The 18,261-nt window shown below is 56.1% G+C and carries 14 protein-coding genes and 1 pseudogene; 8 read left to right on the top strand and 7 right to left on the bottom strand.

What is annotated here, in order from left to right; translation table 11 throughout:
* Window positions 1–2 precede the first annotated feature (2 nt).
* Window positions 3–1,979, bottom strand: a complete 1,977-nt coding sequence (locus tag OCY70_RS23880; RefSeq protein ID WP_213428588.1) for a M1 family metallopeptidase — start codon at window positions 1,977–1,979, stop codon at window positions 3–5.
* Between the two features lie 138 nt (window positions 1,980–2,117).
* Here OCY70_RS23880 and OCY70_RS23875 point away from each other — a divergent pair, with 138 nt between their 5' ends.
* The 4 genes from OCY70_RS23875 to OCY70_RS23860 all read left to right on the top strand — a co-directional run bounded on the left by OCY70_RS23875 (window position 2,118) and on the right by OCY70_RS23860 (window position 6,344).
* Window positions 2,118–2,618 carry a YwhD family protein gene (locus OCY70_RS23875; protein WP_213428590.1) on the top strand — a complete coding sequence of 167 codons (501 nt, stop codon included), beginning with the start codon at window positions 2,118–2,120 and terminating at the stop codon, window positions 2,616–2,618.
* A 268-nt stretch (window positions 2,619–2,886) separates the two neighbouring features.
* A complete protein-coding gene (locus tag OCY70_RS23870; RefSeq protein WP_261945052.1) occupies window positions 2,887–4,080 on the top strand; it encodes a stalk domain-containing protein in 1,194 nt (397 codons plus the stop codon).
* Between the two features lie 228 nt (window positions 4,081–4,308).
* A complete protein-coding gene (locus OCY70_RS23865; RefSeq protein WP_315973936.1) occupies window positions 4,309–5,013 on the top strand; it encodes a FadR/GntR family transcriptional regulator in 705 nt (234 codons plus the stop codon).
* A 119-nt stretch (window positions 5,014–5,132) separates the two neighbouring features.
* A complete protein-coding gene (locus tag OCY70_RS23860; RefSeq protein WP_373871459.1) occupies window positions 5,133–6,344 on the top strand; it encodes a CynX/NimT family MFS transporter in 1,212 nt (403 codons plus the stop codon).
* A gap of 155 nt (window positions 6,345–6,499) precedes the next feature.
* On the opposite strand, the gene OCY70_RS23855 is transcribed toward OCY70_RS23860, so the two are convergent.
* The gene (locus OCY70_RS23855; protein ID WP_213428594.1) at window positions 6,500–8,554 is read right to left on the bottom strand and encodes a transglycosylase domain-containing protein; all 2,055 of its coding nucleotides are present in this window, start codon (window positions 8,552–8,554) and stop codon (window positions 6,500–6,502) included.
* A 371-nt stretch (window positions 8,555–8,925) separates the two neighbouring features.
* A pseudogene (locus OCY70_RS23850) lies at window positions 8,926–10,085 on the bottom strand (IS110 family transposase).
* A gap of 435 nt (window positions 10,086–10,520) precedes the next feature.
* On the opposite strand from OCY70_RS23850, the gene speE reads away from it, so the two are divergent.
* Together speE and speB are read left to right on the top strand one after the other, a co-directional pair.
* A complete protein-coding gene (gene speE / locus OCY70_RS23845; protein WP_213429464.1) occupies window positions 10,521–11,348 on the top strand; it encodes a polyamine aminopropyltransferase in 828 nt (275 codons plus the stop codon).
* Between the two features lie 36 nt (window positions 11,349–11,384).
* Entirely contained in the window at window positions 11,385–12,254 is an 870-nt protein-coding gene (gene speB, locus OCY70_RS23840) for an agmatinase (RefSeq protein WP_261945050.1), read from the top strand.
* A gap of 161 nt (window positions 12,255–12,415) precedes the next feature.
* On the opposite strand, the gene OCY70_RS23835 is transcribed toward speB, so the two are convergent.
* The 4 genes from OCY70_RS23835 to OCY70_RS23820 form a co-directional block, all read right to left on the bottom strand.
* Window positions 12,416–13,279 carry a LysR family transcriptional regulator gene (locus OCY70_RS23835; protein WP_213429462.1) on the bottom strand — a complete coding sequence of 288 codons (864 nt, stop codon included), beginning with the start codon at window positions 13,277–13,279 and terminating at the stop codon, window positions 12,416–12,418.
* 17 nt (window positions 13,280–13,296) lie between these two features.
* The gene (locus OCY70_RS23830; RefSeq protein WP_213429461.1) at window positions 13,297–13,806 is read right to left on the bottom strand and encodes a nucleoside deaminase; all 510 of its coding nucleotides are present in this window, start codon (window positions 13,804–13,806) and stop codon (window positions 13,297–13,299) included.
* Entirely contained in the window at window positions 13,803–15,023 is a 1,221-nt protein-coding gene (locus OCY70_RS23825) for an amidohydrolase (RefSeq protein WP_213429460.1), read from the bottom strand. The genes OCY70_RS23830 and OCY70_RS23825 overlap by 4 nt, the downstream gene beginning before the upstream one ends.
* A 141-nt stretch (window positions 15,024–15,164) precedes the next feature.
* The gene (locus tag OCY70_RS23820) at window positions 15,165–15,401 is read right to left on the bottom strand and encodes an ankyrin repeat domain-containing protein (protein WP_213429459.1); all 237 of its coding nucleotides are present in this window, start codon (window positions 15,399–15,401) and stop codon (window positions 15,165–15,167) included.
* 565 nt (window positions 15,402–15,966) lie between these two features.
* Between OCY70_RS23820 and OCY70_RS23815 the strand changes: the two genes are divergently transcribed.
* On the top strand, window positions 15,967–16,458 hold the full coding sequence (locus tag OCY70_RS23815) for a DUF1934 domain-containing protein (protein WP_213429458.1): 492 nt from the start codon (window positions 15,967–15,969) through the stop codon (window positions 16,456–16,458).
* A gap of 22 nt (window positions 16,459–16,480) precedes the next feature.
* The gene (argS, locus tag OCY70_RS23810; RefSeq protein ID WP_283776777.1) at window positions 16,481–18,160 is read left to right on the top strand and encodes an arginine--tRNA ligase; all 1,680 of its coding nucleotides are present in this window, start codon (window positions 16,481–16,483) and stop codon (window positions 18,158–18,160) included.
* Window positions 18,161–18,261: the final 101 nt, after the last annotated feature.

Below are 18,261 nucleotides of genomic sequence, written 5' to 3'. Positions count from 1 at the left end.
ATTCACCACCCCACTGCGCTCGAGATCATTTCAAGCAATTTGATAATGGACAGATTGACGCGGGTGCGGACAGGCTCCTCCACATGCGCCTTCATATAATTGTTGATATGCTTATTCTCCACGACAATCGTATAGAGCGGGTCGATCATGACCCAGTCCAGCGGCGCCGTATGGCTAATCCGGTACTGCATCCGTTCACCGTCTCCGTTCCACACCTTGCGGGTGGTGTTGCCGTCCGCGAAGTGGAATACAATCGGCACGCTTGGATAATCGGCCCCCTTTTTCACGATGTGAACCGTGGCCTCGTAGCGGGGAGTTCCCTCGCTCTCCACGACGCGGGTATCGATCCCCTCGACAGCGAAGTCCGCCATCTGATTTCCGTAAATATATTGATTGAAGAAATCGGTCCATTTCCGCTTGGTGACCTCCTCGACGACACGCTGGAAATCTGAGGTCGTCGGATGCTTGAAGCGGTACTTCTGCGTATACGTCCGCATAATGCGGTGCATCGTCTTTTCGCCGACCTGCTTCTCGATGGCGATCAGGACCAGCTTGGAACGCATGTACACATTTTCGGCATAATGTCTATGGCCCTTGTATTCCCAGGCTGCCAGCTTGAGCGGGGCCGGGTCCGTCATATAGCTTCCTTCCACGGCCAGATTCGGCGTGACTCCGAATTCATGCTCCATCAGCTTATCTTCGGCATAGGAGGTAAAGCCCTCGTCCAGCCACGGTTCCTCGAATTCATTGGAGGCGAGCAGCCCGTAGAAGTATTGGTGTCCGATCTCATGAACGACGGTTCGTTCCAAATTATATCCCGGGCTGTCGTCTTCCGCCCCGAAGGCGGTCACAAGCGTCGGATATTCCATGCCGCCTGCGCCGTTGCCCGCCTTGGGCGGGACGACAATGGACAGGGTCGAATAAGGATACGGGCCGTACCATTCGCTTAACTTGGAGAGCGCGGCTTTCGCCGCATACAGATATCGTTCCTTCAAATTCTCATGCTTCGGATCGAGATAGAGCTTGATGCGCACGCCCGGCACATTCCGCGATGAGAACGGCTCCTCAGCATAGATGAAGTTCGGCGAGGCGGCCCACGCGAAGTCATGAACATCGTCGGCATAGAACTGATACGTCTTGCGGCCGTTCGCCAGCACTGGCGTCTTCGTAGGGAAGCCTGTTGCCGCGACGGTATAGGTATCGGGAACCTGAATATTGACGCTGTAAATGCCATAATTGGCGTAAAACTCGGAGTTGCCGTGGTATTGGTGCAGATTCCAGCCTTCTGCCGAGCGGCCTCTTACCCCGACCTTCTCATAAGCGGCCAGCTTGGGGAACCATTGCCCGGCCATAACGAAATCCTCCGCGTACCCCATGCGGGCGAATACTTTGGGCAGCTTCACTTCGAATTTCATGGTGAGCGTTATTTTCTCATAGCTCTTGACCGGCTGAGGAAGCCGAATTTTCATAAGCGTCTTGTCCTTCGCATTGCCGTCGTCGGGTTGCACATATTCAATCCGGTTCATTAAGGACATTCCGTCGGTCGTCTCCAGCGCCGTTAAGCTTATGCCGCCGTACCCGTCAGCCGGCATGGCGTCTTCCCGCAGCCTGCCTCCCGACTCCCGCATGAAGGTCGTGTCCGGGGACTCGAATGCATTCGGATACAGATGGAAGTAGAGCTCGTTTACCGTTTTTTTGCCCGGGTTAATCCACGTTACGGTCTGGGCGCCCTGGAGCAGATGAGCCGACTCGTCCAGTCTGACATTGATATGATATTCAACGATACGTTCACTGAGCACTTCTGCAGCCGGAGTCTCGACCTTCTGCGGAGTAACGGGCTCCATAGCGATGTTCTTCGGCATGTCCGAACCGAGGGATGGGACCGACTCAGAAGGCCAGAAGCGGACATACAAGACGGAGCTTACGATGAGAACTGCGGCGATCCAGAGCAGTGGGCGATAATTTTTGCGTCGGGTCATACGATTCTTACCTCCCGTTGACAAGCATCTATGGCATGTATATGTTGGCTTTTTGCGGAATATTAGCTAAAATGAAAATGATTTTGATACCCGGCCTCTCCGCAGTCAGGAGCATCGGGTGAGGAAGGAGTGTGCGGAATGGAATCTTCCGATAAGAAGATGAAGAAGCCCATCGCGCTTAATGTCGTGAGCGGCACTAAGCATAAAGGATTTGGCGCCGGCAGCATCGATTTGAACAATGTCTCTCCGGTCATTATTGACGAAGGCCGGGCATACATCGATATGGGGGCCATGCATGCGAAGAGCAAGGTGGAGCGGGGCATCAAGTTCTCCCCGAACCGCGAGGACGTGCCGAATGGCCGCCGCTGCTGGATCGTGTGGGTTGCGGTCGATCGGACGGCGGAAGGAACATCCTATGGCGGAGTCACCGCCTGCGAGATGCTCATCGATACGGAGGCGAGACGCGGCTGGAAGATTCTCGCCGACCATGTGAACAATATGGATTACGCGATGAAGCGCCGCATCATTGTGGACGGACTCGACGCGGAAGAGAAGGCGGCGCTGCGCGAGCTGCTGATGACGCATAATGCGGAATGGTGGGAGCGTTCATCGGAGGAATTGAAGTCGAAGCTGGCATAGTAACCCAACGATGAAGAAAGATGTTACATGAAGAAGACCTGTGTCCCATAGGGAGCACAGGTCTTTTTGGGTTAATGAACGTATATTTATTCAAGGTCTGCCCAATTTGGTTAGAGTAAAGCTACATAAGGACGGAAAATTTCATAGGTAGAGGTAATCCTTTTCACTTCTCATACCGATAAAAGGAGTTGACAGAATGTGTATGACGAGCCTTCTCTTTGAAGCGTACTGACCATACACGTAATTTCACATAAAGGAGATATACTAAATGAAGAAGTTCTTACTTGGGTTTTTGTGCGGCGCCATATTTTTTTCTGGCATATCCTTTGCTGCAAGCGGAGATCTAATTGCCAAAACATCCAACGCTAAAATATTCATTAATAAGGAAGAACAGTATATGAGCACTAAGCCTGTAATTATTAACAATACCACATACTTGCCTTTAAGAGAATTATCCGATATAACTGGATATCATGTTGGGGTCAAAGAAGGAGACATATACTTGTCACTAACCCGGTACGCAATAGATAGTGTGAATAATGTAGGGTTCACTCCGTTGAACTATCATTTATATATTGATAACAAGCTGCAAAAAGATGTTTACACTCTAACTATAGGAAACCGTGTAATGGCTACTTCCAATATTCTCTTGTATTTGTGGCCACGTACTCAATGGACAACCGATAGTGTAACGAATGAGCACGTGTATATTTCAAAATTAGGGGAAGTAAGATACTTACAGGAAAGCGATATGATAAATGTAAATGGGAAAGATATTAGAGTATCTCAAGCTCCGAAAAAAATTGGGGGAAGCGTATATTTGCCGCTAGAGGATGTCGTTAAGGCATTGGGTTATCAAATTAATTTTGACCAGAAACTTTTACGAATTGACATCGGTTCCAAATTGAAGAAACAACAGGGTTTTCAAACTGAGCAACGAGAGGACAGCCTATTTATTAAATATTCAACAGACGATGAGGACGACCTTTCTTCCCAATATTCAGCAAACGATAAGGAAAATACAGTACAACCGGTTGAACACGGAGATAATATAAGCACTGCGCCTGAGCAGACTGTTCAGAATGATGTATCAGGAAAAATTAGAGAGTTACGAAGTGATTATGAGAAACTTGAAAGATATATCAATTCCCAGATCCAAGCTATACAAAGCGAGTATCCCCTAGCTAGCAGATATAGTGATGAGAAATATGATGAGCTGATCTTAGGGTTAAGTAAAGAAAAACTGGACATTCAATCAAAACGTAATGTACTTGCTTTGGATGATTCATGGGAAGCAAAGGCGAAAAAAGAAAAATACTCGCAACAAATTGATTCGTTACAGCAGCAAATTGAAGATTTACAGAAAGAACAAAAAGCGCTTGCTCGTATTAATGCTATGAAACAACAGTTGGCGGAACGGAAGCAGATTGTTGATCAGGCAATTGCTGAGTTGAGAAAATGATCCATGTTCCCCAGTCGACGGAGCATGTGAAATACTTGCTCTTAAGCATAGAAAAAATCCATTGAATGAAGAAGATGTAAATATCACCATCATCAAAGTTTACATACGATATTAACGCCAAGCCGCCGGGAAGTATAGGCTTGGCGTTTTTTAATGTTAAGAGGTTTAATTGACAATGTCTCTCATTTGTATGTAATATAAAACACACACAACACATCCAATCATCCTATGTTTAAAAATGTAAGGAGGAGCATGGTGGAACACCGCCCTTTAAAAAAACAAACGTTAGTGGAGCAGGCGATTGAACGAATGGAGGAGTTAATACAGTCCGAATCGTGGCCATTAGACAGTCGCATTCCGCCGGAGCCGGAGCTCGTTCAAGCTTTTGGCATCAGCCGCAACAGCATTCGGGAAGCGGTGAAATCGCTTATTCATGTCGGCGTGCTGGAAGCGAGGCAGGGCGACGGAACGTATGTCTGCTCGAAGAGCAGCTTGAATGCGATCCTTCATCATCAATTAAGGAAGGCGGATATAAGAGAAGCGGCCGAGGTCCGCTTCTGTCTGGAGCGGGAGATCGCGCGGCTGGCTGCGGAGCGCCGCACGGATGCGGATCTGGATGCGATGCGCCGCTGGCTCAGCCAGGCGAACGAGGCGTTCCGCCTCGGGGACGATGACGCTTATGTCCGTCATGATTATCAGTTTCACCTAGCCTTGGCGGCGGCGACGCATAATCAGCTGCTGGTTAACCTATACAGCAGCATTGCGGATGCGGTAAGGCAATCGGTGGACCTGTTCATCAAGCGCAGCCCGCAGCGGGAGAAGATGGCCTGCTTCCACGAGGAGCTGGTCGACGCGATCGAGCGGCAGGACGGGAATGCCGCGCAGCGGCTCGTACGCCAATTGCTGGAGCTGAACTTGGAAATTTCCGAATGAATGGCTGACCGGCAGATATATGCCTATGGATGCCTATTCGGCTTACACATAACGTACACATGGAGAGAAGACAGATGTAAACAGATAAATGTAGAGATACAAAGAGGGAGAGATGCATATTGAGACCCGCACTGCAGGCAGAACAACCGGTTCCGTCAAATAAAACGTTAGTGATGCTCTTATTGGGGATTGTGCTTGTGGGCGCGAACATGCGCGCCGCCATCGCTTCGGTCGGACCGCTCATCGGCTTCATTCGCGATGATACCGGCTTGTCGAACGGGGCCGTCGGCTGGCTTACGACGATACCGCTTATCGGCTTCGCCGTTTTGTCTCCGTTCGCGCCTTCGCTGGCGCGCCGCTACGGGACCGAGCGCACGCTGGTCGCGACGCTGGCGCTCATGACGATCGGGATCGGGCTTCGCGCCTTCGATTCGATTCCGCTGCTGTTCGTCGGCACCGCAGGCGTCGGCATCGGGATCGCCGTCTGCAACGTCCTGCTGCCTAGCATCGTGAAGCAGAACTTCATCAACCGGGTCGGCTTCATGACCGGCCTGTACAGCATGACGATGAGCATCTTCGCCTCGATCGCATCGGGTGTCAGCGTTCCGCTGTCTCAGGGCGCAGGCTGGGGATGGCGGAACACGCTCCTGGTGTGGGCCGCGCTGTCGCTGCTCGGCCTGCTGGTCTGGCTGCCGATGGCCCGATCCGCCAAGGCGCGGAGCGGAGGAGGCGCGAAGCGCGCCGCCTCCGGCAAGACCGCGAATGTATGGAAGTCCGGTCTTGCCTGGCAGGTTACGCTCTATATGGGCTTCCAATCCTTCAATTATTATGTATCCGTCGCCTGGCTGCCGGAGATTCTGCTCAGTCACGGCTGGTCTCCCGTCAATGCCGGCTGGATGCTGTCGGTCATGCAGTTGACCGGCATTCCGTTCAACTTCCTGGTTCCGGCGATTGCGGAACGGTTGAAGGACCAACGGCTCGTGGCCGCGGCTGGAGCCCTCGTCGGCATGGCCGGGTACGCCGGCCTGCTGATCGATAACGCCGCCATCGCGACCGTATCGGTCATCCTGATGGGGATCGGGCAGAGCATCTGCATCAGCCTGGCGCTTACCTTCATCGCGCTTCGCGCCAAAAATGCGACGCAAGCGGCGGCGCTGTCCGGCATGGCGCAATCGATGGGCTATGCGCTGGCGGCGCTCGGCCCGATATGCCTCGGGGCGCTGCATGACCTGACAGCGGCCTGGACATGGCCGATCATCACCTTGCTCGCGACATCCTCCATCATGGTTGTCGCCGGACTGGGAGCGGGGCGGAACCGGCATATCGGCTAAGCAGCAGCCGCTTCCCGGGCTTACTCCGCTGCGGATGATAACGCCAAACAGCCGGACCCCGGCGCAACTCCCCGGAAGGAGCGGCGCCAGCGGTCCGGCTGTTTTTGTCGTCCTATACATTTGGCTGAGCGCCTAATCGTCTTATGCCCGATGCCTTATCCGGTCCACCAGCGCTTGAAGTGCTGCCACCACGAGCGCTTCTCCGGCTGCTTCTCGACCGGCTTGTCCGGCGCCGGTTCCGGCTTCGCCGAACCATGCAGGCCGCACCATTCCGTCGGCTCGGTTCCTTTGACGAACGTCTCCAGCCGCTTGCCCGGACAATCCTCTCCGGCGAGCTGTCCGGAATCCGGATCAATATAGAGGCTGACCACATCATCCGGCACCGTGAAAATTTTGGGCGGCACGCTGTGCAGCGCCTTCTCCATGAACTCGGCGAAGATCGGCGCGGCCTTGTGCGATTCGGTCAGCGAGATGTTCTTGCCCCGATCGTAGCCGACCCATACGGCGGTCGACAGCTCGGGGGTGTAGCCGACGATCCAGGCGTCGGCATCGGTCGTGCCCGTCTTCCCGGCCACGGGCCGCTTGATGACCGGCGAGACGCGGTTGCCGGTCCCGCCCGCTTCGAAGACGCTCTCCATCAGGCTGGTGAGCACATAAGCTTCCGCCGGGTTCACGACCTGCTCCGCCTCCACCGGCGGCGCTTCGTACAGGATTCGCCCCGTCTGATCCGTAACCTTCAGGATCGCGCGCGGGATGACCCGCTTGCCCTCATTGCTGAAGACGCCGTAGGCGGCGGCCATGTCGAACGGACTGACCGGATAGGTGCCGAGCGCCAAGGACGGGAGCGGCTTCATCGCTCCGTCGATGCCGAGCCGCCGCGCCAGGGAGATGACCTTGTCGGGGCCGATCTGCATCAGCGTATGCACCGCATAGATATTGTCGGAGGCGGCAATCGCCTGGCGGAGATCGATGTCGCCATGATACTTGCCGCCATAGTTGCTCGGCCGGTACACCTGCCGCCCCTCGTCATAAGGAAAAGCCGTCGGCTCGCTCACGAAGTGGGTCGCCGCCGTGATCGCCTTCTCCTCCAGGGCGGCCAGATATACAATCGGCTTGAAGGCCGAGCCCGGCTGGCGCGTGTCGGCAAAGACGCGATTGTATTGATTGAGGCGGTAGTTTTTGCCGCCGACCATCGCCTTGATGTACCCGTTGCGCGGATCGATGGCGATAAGGGCCGCCTGCAGCTCTCCTTCCGCCGGAATCTGCTTCGCCACCGCTTCCTCGGCCGCCTGCTGCGCCCGGGCGTCAAGCGTTGTATAGACGAGCAGGCCGCCGCCGTCGACCGCCACTTCCGGGATGCCCAGATCGGTCAGCTCCCGCCGCACATAATCGCGGAAATAGGGGGCCACGAGCGTATCCGGGCGTTCAGTTTGCGGCCGGAAGGTCAGCAGCTCGTGGTAGGCTTTGTCAGCCGCCTCCTGCGAGATATAGCCGGTCTCGACCATGCCGTTCAGCACGGTTTTTTGCCGATCCTTCGCATTTTTCATTTGCAGGAAGGGTGAATAATAGACAGGGCCGCGCGGAATGCCTGCCAGCATGGCGCTCTCGGCCAAGGTCAGATCGCGGGCCGATTTGTCGAAGTAGAGCTGGGCCGCCGCTTCGATCCCATAGGCGCCGTGCCCGTAATAGATTTGATTCAGATACATCTCGAGAATCTCGTCCTTGGTGTACTTCATCTCCAACTGCAGGGCATACAGCGCTTCCTTCACCTTCCGCTTCCATGTCCGTTCATGACTCAAGTACAGATTGCGGGCCAGCTGTTGGGTCAGCGTGCTGGCGCCTTGCCGCGTGGACATGTTCTCCAGATTGACGAGCACGGCCCGCGCGACGCCCTTCACGTCGATCCCGGGATGATGATAGAACTGCCGATCCTCCGTAGCCAGCGTCGCATGCACCAGATCCTCGGCAATATCCTTCAAGGGGACATGCATCTGCTGCTTCTGGCCCGGAGACAGCGTCGTCAGCAGTTGGCCATGGCCGTCCAGAATCCGGGAGGCCTGCTCTGTCGCGGTGACGGGCAGATCGCTGACATAGAGGTAACCGAGCACGGAGGCAGCCACGCCAATCGCCATGACGAAGGCGGCGCTGGAGCTGATGAGCAGCAAGCGAAGCCGCTTGCGCTTCTTGGTTGATGTGCGGCGACGATCCATTATGACTCCTCCTTGTCCCCGATTTCCCGTCCGTTCGACAATCATTCGCGTTATTTCTCAGTATGGAAAAGAATAGAATGGCTTATTCCTGGCAAGCTAAAAAATCGGCTGCTCCGCACAGCGGAATCGCCTTCATCCGTACCCGGGGATGCGGGAAACAGGGGGAATATGAGGGGGACCGAACCCCGAACGGGGGCCGCGACAGGAATGCCTATCGTCCGTTTTTTTTTCTGTGAAAATCCAAACGCACTCATGAACGATTATCGTCTTTAAAAAGCAGCAATTTTCTGAGAAATGACCATAAGATGCCCGGTCCACCTTCTTTGAAGGGGCCTTGTTTAAAATCGCTATGTTTCGTCAATGCTGTAAGGTTAGTTGATCTGCATGAGTGGTGCTTGTGGTCCACCTTCGATGTAAATTTGTTTGTTCTTCAGCATGTGGTAAGCAATGATAAGTATCTTACGTGAAATGGCAATGCAAGCTTTTTTCTTTCCTCGTCGTGAAGCAATCTTCCAGAACTTTGTTGCCAAGACCGTGTTTCGTGAGCGAGCGATTGCCCAAGACGCTTCGCATAGTGTCACTTTTGCATGAGGATTGCCTTTTACGCTTTTTGTACTTTTTTTTTGCCTGCACTCTCGTGGTTGCCGGGTGCTACGCCAGCCCAAGAGGCAAGGTGATCTGCGGATGGAAATTGCTCCATATCGGCCCCGATTTCTGCAAGGAGTGCTGCAGCTGTTCGTTCGCTAACACCTGGAATGGTCTGAAGCAGTTCGTACTCCGTCCGATAGGGCTCCAAGTGATCGTTAATTTCGGCTTCCAACCGAGCAATGGACTTCTCTAAGTATTCGATATGCTCCCAACAATCTTTAATCAATCGAATTTGATGCGGGGTCATCGTGCCAAAAAGAGAGTCAGTAACTTCACTTTTTTTGTTCTTGATCGAACCCTTGACGCTCGCTTCAACATCTTCCGCGTCAACGTAACCTTTTTCGATTAAGCGTTGCAACAAACTGCGCCCGGATACACCGAATACGTCTGAGATGACACTGCCTAGCTTGACGTTACCTGCTTCAAGATACTTCTGGATTCGGTTTTTCTCCGCTGTTAGGGAGCCGATTCGTTTTTTTCGAAGTCGGCAGAGGTCCCGTAGCTCCCTTAAGTCCTCGGATGGCACAAAGCTGGGCTCAATTAGACCGACTCGAAGCAGCTTCGCGATCCATTCGGCATCACAAACATCCGTCTTGCGGCCAGGAACATTCTTAATGCGCTGCGCATTCGCCAGTACGACGGTGAAGTAGCCTTCAAGGATGTTGTAGACAGGTTTCCAATAGATTCCCGTGCTCTCCATTGCGATGTGTGTAACGCCTTGGGACTCCAGGTACTTAAGCAGTTCGAAAAGATGTTTGGTCATCGTTCCAAAGGTTCGGATCTCGCTGTGGGCCTCCCCCGCAGCATCTGTGGTCATCACACAAACGACGATTGTCTCTTGGTGAACGTCCATTCCAGCACAGCGTTCAAGCAATACTTCCATCTTGGCTTCCCTCCATAACTGAAATACATGACGGCGGATGAATTCGAGCTTGAGCATTTTTCTGTTCGCGGTTCTCTGATTGGGCATACAGAGCCAGCACAGGTTTGTACACAGAACTCATCCTCAACAGTTTATTTGTCGGGGTTACACCACCATTAAAAAGAACGTGTTTCGCGTCATGTAGTAGCAGTATGGGAAATAGGTCCGACCACTAAACCCTCGCTATTTTCATGCTAGGTTTGCGAACGAGAGTTCATGAATGTTTATTTTGCTAAGACGGGGTGACTCGCGTATAATACAAATGGTCTATTTATACACTGAGCAGCTTGGTGCGATATGTAGATGAAGTGTTACGAATGTACACATGGGAACCATTACGAGCATTTCAGCAGGGACCAACGATACCATTACCGATAAGAAAGAAGGTTGATTCCTATGGAATTGTGGTTTACAGAGAAGCAGACGGAGAGCTTTGGCATTACGGCGAAGATCCGCGAGACCTATGTGAATGAACAGACGCCGTTTCAGCATTTGACACTGCTGGATACCGAAGAATTCGGACGAATGCTCGTATTGGACGGCATGGTTATGACTACGGTGAAGGATGAATTCGTCTATCATGAGATGGTGGCGCACCCGGCACTCGTAACGCATCCGAATCCGAAGAAAGTGCTTGTCGTCGGCGGAGGAGACGGCGGAGTGATGCGCGAGATTATGAAGCATCCTTCGGTCGAGAAGGCCGTTCTCGTCGATATCGACGGCAAAGTCATCGAATATTCGAAAAAATACCTTCCGGAAATCGCCTGCGAGCTGGACAACCCGCGGGTTGAAGTGCAGGTGAATGACGGATATATGCATATATTGAACAGCAAGAACGAGTACGACGTCATTATGGTCGACTCGACCGAGCCGGTTGGCCCGGCAGCTCCATTGTTCGAGCGCGGCTTCTACCAAGGCATCTACGACGCGTTGAAGGATGACGGCCTGTTCGTCGCGCAGACGGACAATCCTTGGTTCAAGGCGGATCTGATTCAGAAGGTGAACCGCGACGTGAAGGAGATCTTCCCGATCGTGCGCGTCTACGCCGCGAACATTCCGACCTATCCGAGCGGCATGTGGACGTTCACGATGGGGAGCAAGAAGCATGATCCGCTGAAGGTGGAGGAAGCGAGCATTCCGGAGATGGAGACGAAGTACTACTCGCCGCGTCTGCATCACGCCGCCTTCGTATTGCCGAAATTCGTCGAGGATCTCTGCAAGTAAGCCCTTAGGCAGGCTGCAGCGAGGAGGAGCATACCTATGAAATTGGATCAAAAATATTCGGGCAACGTGTTCATCTACAGTTCGGAGGACTATGAGAGCGCCAAGGCGGTCATTTACGGCATGCCGATGGATTACACCGTATCGTTTCGTCCGGGTTCGCGCTTCGGCCCGGCCCGCATCCTCGAGGCTTCGATCGGACTGGAGGAGTACAGCCCTTATCTCGACAAGAGCATTGAGGAGCTGAATTACTTCGATGCCGGGGATCTGCTGCTGCCGTTCGGCAACGCGGGGAAGAGCCTGGACATCATCGGGGAATTCGTAAGCAAGCTGCTGGCTGACGGCAAGTTCCCGGTCGGTCTGGGCGGCGAGCATCTTGTCTCCTGGCCGGTTATCCAGGAAGTGCACAAGAAGTATCCGGATCTGGCGATTATCCATATCGATGCGCACGCCGACCTGCGCGATCAATATGAAGGCGAGCCGCTGTCGCACTCGACGCCGATCCGCAAGGCGGCGGAAATGATGGGCGGCAAGAACATCTATCAATTCGGCATCCGTTCCGGATCCCGCGAGGAGTGGGCTTATGCCCGCGAGAACATCAACTTCCATCCGTTCGATGTGGCTGCGCCGCTGAAGAGCGTGCTGCCGGAGCTGGCAGGACGTCCGGTCTACGTCACGATCGACATCGACGTGCTCGATCCGAGCTGCGCGCCGGGCACCGGCACGGCCGAAGCGGGGGGGATCACGTCGAAGGAGCTGCTCGAAGCGGTGCATCTCATCGCCCGATCCGAGGCGAATGTCGTCGGCTGCGACCTCGTGGAAGTCGCGCCGATCTATGACCCGACCGAGCAGACGCCGATTACGGCGAGCAAGATTATCCGCGAGATGCTGCTCGGCTTCGTGAAGTAGCATCGAACGCATCAAGACAATACCCCTCCATCCTCTCCGCCGCCGTTGGTGCGGAGTGGGGAATGGAGGGGTGTTTTTTTACAATAATAAGACAAAAAAACCTTCACCTCGCATTCCGCAGCGCCTTCCGGCGCAAGGAGATGAACGTGAAGGTTTTTATTTTATCGTGACACGATCTCGATGAACTGCTGCGCCGCTTGGGACAAATGATGCTCCTTCAGCCAGATGAGAGCCGAAGCGCCGTGAATCTCGGGGAGAGGGAACGCTTGAATGTTCTCCTCCCCCCAGCGGCCCTGCACGGTCAGCGGCACGATGCTCATGCAGAAGCCGGTCGAGACGAGTTCCATCAATAGCGAAATGTCAGAGCATTCCCCCAGAATAGGGGCTTCGAGGCGGCGCTGGCGGAACGCATCCATAATGACCTGGTAGACTCCGAGCCCTTCCGTGCTGGGCAGCAGGAGCGGAGCGGCAACAATATCCCGCAGCGTCAGTTCCGGACGCGTGGGCTGGAAGGAGCGGCCGGCCAGGAAATAGAACGGCTCGGCCGGGAAGGGATGAACGCAGAACTCCGACAGATAAAGCGGAAGCCGAATCAGGGCGAGTTCAATATCCCGGTCCTTCACCAGCTTGCACAGCTGGCGCGAGTCGTTCTGGTGAATCTTGTATCTCATCTCGGGACGGGACGCCCGGAAGGCGCGGAGCCAGTCCGGCAGGCGGCGATCGGACAGCGTGTTCACGCCGATTTTCAGCGTCCCTTGGGTCCCGCCTCCGATGTCCCGCACCATCTGCTCGGCTTCCTCCATTTGCTTGAGCAGCATTGTCGCGTGCCGATAGAGGGCCTGGCCCGCCTCGGTCAGCTCCAGCCCTTTGCGGCCGCGGCAGATCAATTGCACCCCGAGCTCCCGTTCCAGCGCCTTCAGCTGCTGGCTGAGCGGCGGCTGGGCGATATGAAGCCGCCGGGCCGCCGCCGTAATCGTCCGTTCCTCCACGATGGCGATGAAATAGCGAAGCTGCCTTACATCCATATCGGCCCCCCTTGTTATTATCCGCTGTCCCCGTCGGCTTGGCGGCGGATCCAGGCGGCATACGGCGAGTCCGCTCCGGCGTCCGCCCGCTGTGCGACGATTCGGAGCGATCGCTCTTCCGCAGGCAGGGCGAGCTGCTTATACAGCCAGCTCGTGCCCAGGCCGGCCGCCTCGGCTTCCCCCTGGCGATAGGCGTGATAGATGACGGGCAGCTTGGCCAGATAGGCCGCGCTCAGGCACATCGGGCACGGCTCGCCGCTGGCGTACAGCACGCAGCTGGACAGATCGGGGGTGCCGAGCTGCCGGCAGGCGTCGCGGATGGCGCGCATTTCCGCATGATCGGTCGGGTCATGGCTCGTCAGCACTTCATTCACGGCGGTCGCGATGACCTGGCCTTCGCGGACGAGGACCGCCCCGAACGGCTTGCCTCCCCGGCGGACCGTATGCTCATAGGCGAGGCGGACGGCCTGTTCCATGAACGCCTGATGATTTATCGCGTGCCGTTCTTGTCCGCGCGCGCCGATCATAGCGACCCCGCCACGAACCGGCCCTCATGCAGCACGGCTTGCCGAATGCTCTTGCGGGCCACCGCTTCGGCGGAGCAGCTCGCCTGCACGAGCACGCCGCCCGCCGGAACGCCCGGCGCCGGCCAGGCTTGCTGCCCGTCCGGATTCAGCGGTGTGATTCCGCCGGTAATGTATCCGAGTGCCTGAGACAGTCCCTGCTCATGCGAATAGCCGTACAGCTCCGCCAGCCGGCCCGCCTTCTCCAGCATGTCGCCCGTGCCGAACGGCGACCAATGATCGGTCAGGCTGTCCGTGCCGAGCCCGACAGGCACGCCCCGTTCCTTCAGCATCGGCAGCGTCATGACGCGCCGCCCGATCGGCACGGTCGAATGGACCGCGATGCCGAGCGCGGCGAACCGGTCGGCCAGCTCGGCGGCCTGTTCCGCAGAGGCGCTGGCGAAGGCGAAGGAATGGCTCACGGCGACGCGGCCCTGCCAGCCGGCATCCTCGGTCAGATCCGCCAGATGTTGCAGGGTGGCCAAGCCATGATCCCCGGCGTCGTGGACATGGATGTCGATGCCCGTATTCGTCTCGACGGCAATGTCCATCAAGGTAGCGAGCGATTGCTTCATCTCGCCGTCCACCGAATGCGGATCGACCGAGCCGATGAGGCCTGCGCCGCTGCGGGCCGCCTGCCGGAGCAGCCCGGACATGCCGGAGCGGAGCAGCCCGTGCTGGGTGAAGGCGACGATCTCATACGTAAGCATGTCGCGGTAAGCTTCCAGCACCTCCAGACACTTCTCCAGATTGTGAAGCTCGGAGACCGGATCAATATTGACGTGAGCCCGGATATGAGTGGAGCCGTTGCGCAGAATCAGATCGAGAATTTGCGCTGCCCGTTCTCTGACATAAGGGGCTTGCTCCACGAGCAGGCGGCGCTCCTCCTCGATTCGCTCGAAGATGCTCGAGACCGGGCGCACCGCTTTCCATGGCCCGCCGTAATAGGTTTTGTCCAGATGGATATGCATCTCGCGGAAGGGCGGAAGCAGGAGCAGCCCCTGCGCGTCGATCCGCGGCAGCGGGTCGGCCGGAAGTGAGGCCGCCGGACGAATCTCCTCCATCATCCCGTCCTTGACGCGGATATGGAACAGCGATGTCGAGGTGCCCGTAATGTGCCCATCTTCCTTCATGTAGCCGGTCTCCAACCGGACATGCGTCAGCCAGTATTCGCTATACATAACAATCCCTTCCTTTGACGGTGATAGTATCGGGTAAGAACGGAGAGCCGAGGGTTCAGCCGCCGCAGGACCGTCATCGTGACGGCCGCTCTGTCCGCCGTCCCGCGGGATCGCTTCGGCAAGAAGCTGCTCGATCTCGCGCTAGCCCCGCTTCGCAGCATGCTCTGACGGAGTTACGCCATCCTTGTCCGCAATGTGGGGATCGGCTCCGAGTTCAATCAGCGTGCGGACCGTGCCCGCATGCCGCCCGTGCACGGCAGCCAGAATCCCCGTACGGCCGGAAGCGTCCGCGGCATTGATGTCTGCTCCTTCCCGGATAAGCGCGAGGACGGTGTCCGTCTGTCCGCGCCCGGCCGCTTCAATCAATCGGTTGTTCATCGAGATCACACTCCTGTCCGATAGAAGTCCGGCCGGCGCATCCTCCGGTGAGGAAGGCCCAGCCGTCCCCAAAGTCAGTCCAACCCCAAGATGTCAAGACAGGGGCCGCAGGCCCCGCTGCCTCGAATAGCGTATTGATGCCATCGTATCACTGGCTGGTCTATATGAAAAATATATATTTCATTCATTTTCGATATGTTTTCCGTATATATAGGGTGCGCAAATTCAGCTTACCCAACCATAAAGAGGAGCCGCCCTGGAGGCAGCTTCCCTGTTCTTCCTTATCTAAGCCGGCGTCCCTTCCGGCATCGATCCTTATTCGTTTCGCTCGCAAGCCTGCCGGACCGCCTCCTTTAGCGGCCATTGCAGGTCTATCAGTCCATCACTTATTAGCGATTCCCAAGGAATACGCGGGAACAGAACAGACAGGGCTGATGGCGGCTTGAGCGGCCTCGCTGCCAATGAAGAAGCCGTCTCATTCCATGTTGCAAAAGAAGCACGCATACCGGATAATGAAGTGATAAGATGAACAGAGGATGCACATCAGGGATTGAGGTTGAATTCAATGAGCAATAACCACACAGGAGCCGAGCGCGTCCGCATCGCCATAGAGAGCCGGCAGGATGGCGAGGTTACCGTTCTCTATGCGGATGGCGAGCTGTACCGGAAAGGAAGCAGCTTCTATCTGCTGTACAAGGAATCGGCTTCCGATATGGAGCGTCCAACCGGGCAAGGAGCATCCGGACATCCCGGGGAAGACCCGCTGGTGACCTCCGTCACCTTCAAGGCCGGCGCGCATGGCGGCAAGCTGATGCGCCGGGGCGGGGTGAACTCGGAGCTGTCCTTCGTCAAGGACGGGCGGGGCATTGGCTACTATCAGATAAGCGGCATGCGATTCTCCGTCGTTACGGAGACATCGGACTGGAAGCCGCCCGTATACGAACAGGACGAAGCCGGAAGGCTGCGCGCCTGGACGGCGTCATGGTCCTATACGCTATATATGGAAGAAGAGCGAGCCGGTTATTTTCAACTACAGATACGGGCGGAAGCCCGCTGAACCATTAGGAGGAGCAGGTTACATGAGCATGAGTGTAATGGAAAAAGTGAACGAGTCTGTCAAAGCGGCGATCGAACAAGCGGTCGTCAAGGCCGGACTGGCGGAGCAATCGGAGCTTCCGGCCTTCGTCATCGAGGTGCCGAAGGACAAGTCGCACGGCGACCTGGCGACGAATGCAGCCATGCAGCTGACCCGCATCGCCAAGCGCAATCCGCGCCAGATCGCGGAGGCTATCGTGGAGCATCTGGATCTGGCGGCGGCTTCGATCCAGAGCGCGGAGATTGCAGGTCCGGGCTTCATCAACTTCCGGATGGACCGGTCCTATCTTTATGATGTGATCCCCGAAGTCAGCGAACAGGGCGACAATTACGGACGCATCGGCATCGGCGCCGGACAGCGCATCCAGGTGGAGTTCGTCAGCGCCAATCCGACGGGGAGCCTTCACCTGGGCCATGCCCGCGGGGCGGCCGTCGGCGACGCGCTCTGCAATCTGCTGGATTTCGCCGGCTATGAGATGACGCGCGAGTATTACATTAATGATGCAGGCAATCAGGTCAACAATCTGGCGAAGTCGATCGAATGCCGGTACAAGCAGGCGCTTGGGCAGGATGCGGAGATGCCGGAGGACGGCTATTACGGCGAAGACATCAAGGGCTTCGCGCAGGAACTCGTCGACAAGGAAGGCGATCGGCTGCTGAACCTGCCGGATGCTGAGCGGCTGGCGTTCTTCCGCAGCTATGGCCTGGAGAAGGAGCTGGACAAGATCAAGCGCGATCTGGGACGCTTCGGCGTGCCATTCGACGTCTGGTTCAGCGAGACCTCGCTGTATGAGAACGGGGAAGTGATCAAGGCGCTGGATGCGTTGAAGGCGCGCGGCAAGGTGTACGAGCAGGAAGGCGCGACATGGCTGCGCACGACCGAATTCGGCGATGACAAAGATCGGGTGCTGATCAAAAATGACGGCTCATACACGTATTTGACGCCGGATGTAGCTTATCATATGGACAAGTATAACCGCGGCTACGATAAGATCATCAACATTTGGGGAGCGGACCATCACGGTTATATCCCGCGGATGAAGGCCGCCATGGAAGCGCTCGGGAACGATCCGGACAAGCTTATCGTGCTGATCGCCCAGATGGTCAGCCTCTATCAGGACGGCGAGAAGGTGAAGATGTCCAAGCGCACGGGCAAGGCCGTGACGATGCAGGATCTGATGGACGAAGTCGGCGTCGACGCCATCCGCTATTTCTTCACGATGCGTTCCATGGACTCGCATCTTGATTTCGACATGGATCTGGCGATCTCGACCTCCAATGAGAATCCGGTCTACTATGTGCAATATGCGCACGCGCGGATCTGCAGCATCTTCCGCCAGGCGGAGGAGCAGGGAATCGCGCGGAAGCCGCTCGCGGAGATTCAACTGGCGAAGCTGACCGCGGAGCATGAGTATGACCTGCTTCGCAAGATGGGCGAGCTGCCGGAGGAGATTGCGGTCGCCGCGCGCGATTATGCGCCGCACCGCCTCATCCGCTATGTCTATGAATTGGCGTCGCTCTTCCACAGCTACTACAAGGCGGAGCGCGTCATTACCGAGGATGCGGAACAGACCCAGTCCCGCTTGGCCTTGCTGGGCGCAGTGCGGACCGTGCTCGCCAATGTGCTCCGTCTCGTCGGCGTATCCGCTCCAGAACGGATGTAAGGCAGAGACGAATCATATAACGCAATGGAGCCGGTTCCCGCTTGTCGGGGCCGGCTTTTTGAGTGCCTGGAAGCATGTTTCTCCATCGTCTATCGCCGGTT

It is taken from the genome of Paenibacillus melissococcoides (assembly GCA_944800085.1).
In the GTDB taxonomy this organism is placed as follows: domain Bacteria; phylum Bacillota; class Bacilli; order Paenibacillales; family Paenibacillaceae; genus Paenibacillus_B; species Paenibacillus_B melissococcoides.
Note: the sequence above shows the minus strand (reverse complement) of the source record. Positions and strands in the feature narration are given on the sequence as shown.

Bases quoted from the DNA above. Each gene is read 5' to 3' on its own strand.
- OCY70_RS23830 (WP_213429461.1), bottom strand. From the start codon at position 13,806: ATGATCGGCGCGCGCGGACAAGAACGGCACGCGATAAATCATCAGGCG.
- argS (WP_283776777.1), top strand. From the start codon at position 16,481: ATGAGCATGAGTGTAATGGAAAAAGTGAACGAGTCTGTCAAAGCGGCG.
- OCY70_RS23825 (WP_213429460.1), bottom strand. From the start codon at position 15,023: ATGTATAGCGAATACTGGCTGACGCATGTCCGGTTGGAGACCGGCTAC.
- OCY70_RS23815 (WP_213429458.1), top strand. From the start codon at position 15,967: ATGAGCAATAACCACACAGGAGCCGAGCGCGTCCGCATCGCCATAGAG.
- OCY70_RS23875 (WP_213428590.1), top strand. From the start codon at position 2,118: ATGGAATCTTCCGATAAGAAGATGAAGAAGCCCATCGCGCTTAATGTC.
- OCY70_RS23865 (WP_315973936.1), top strand. From the start codon at position 4,309: ATGTTTAAAAATGTAAGGAGGAGCATGGTGGAACACCGCCCTTTAAAA.
- speB (WP_261945050.1), top strand. From the start codon at position 11,385: ATGAAATTGGATCAAAAATATTCGGGCAACGTGTTCATCTACAGTTCG.
- OCY70_RS23880 (WP_213428588.1), bottom strand. From the start codon at position 1,979: ATGACCCGACGCAAAAATTATCGCCCACTGCTCTGGATCGCCGCAGTT.
- OCY70_RS23855 (WP_213428594.1), bottom strand. From the start codon at position 8,554: ATGGATCGTCGCCGCACATCAACCAAGAAGCGCAAGCGGCTTCGCTTG.
- OCY70_RS23870 (WP_261945052.1), top strand. From the start codon at position 2,887: ATGAAGAAGTTCTTACTTGGGTTTTTGTGCGGCGCCATATTTTTTTCT.
- OCY70_RS23820 (WP_213429459.1), bottom strand. From the start codon at position 15,401: ATGAACAACCGATTGATTGAAGCGGCCGGGCGCGGACAGACGGACACC.
- OCY70_RS23835 (WP_213429462.1), bottom strand. From the start codon at position 13,279: ATGGATGTAAGGCAGCTTCGCTATTTCATCGCCATCGTGGAGGAACGG.
- speE (WP_213429464.1), top strand. From the start codon at position 10,521: ATGGAATTGTGGTTTACAGAGAAGCAGACGGAGAGCTTTGGCATTACG.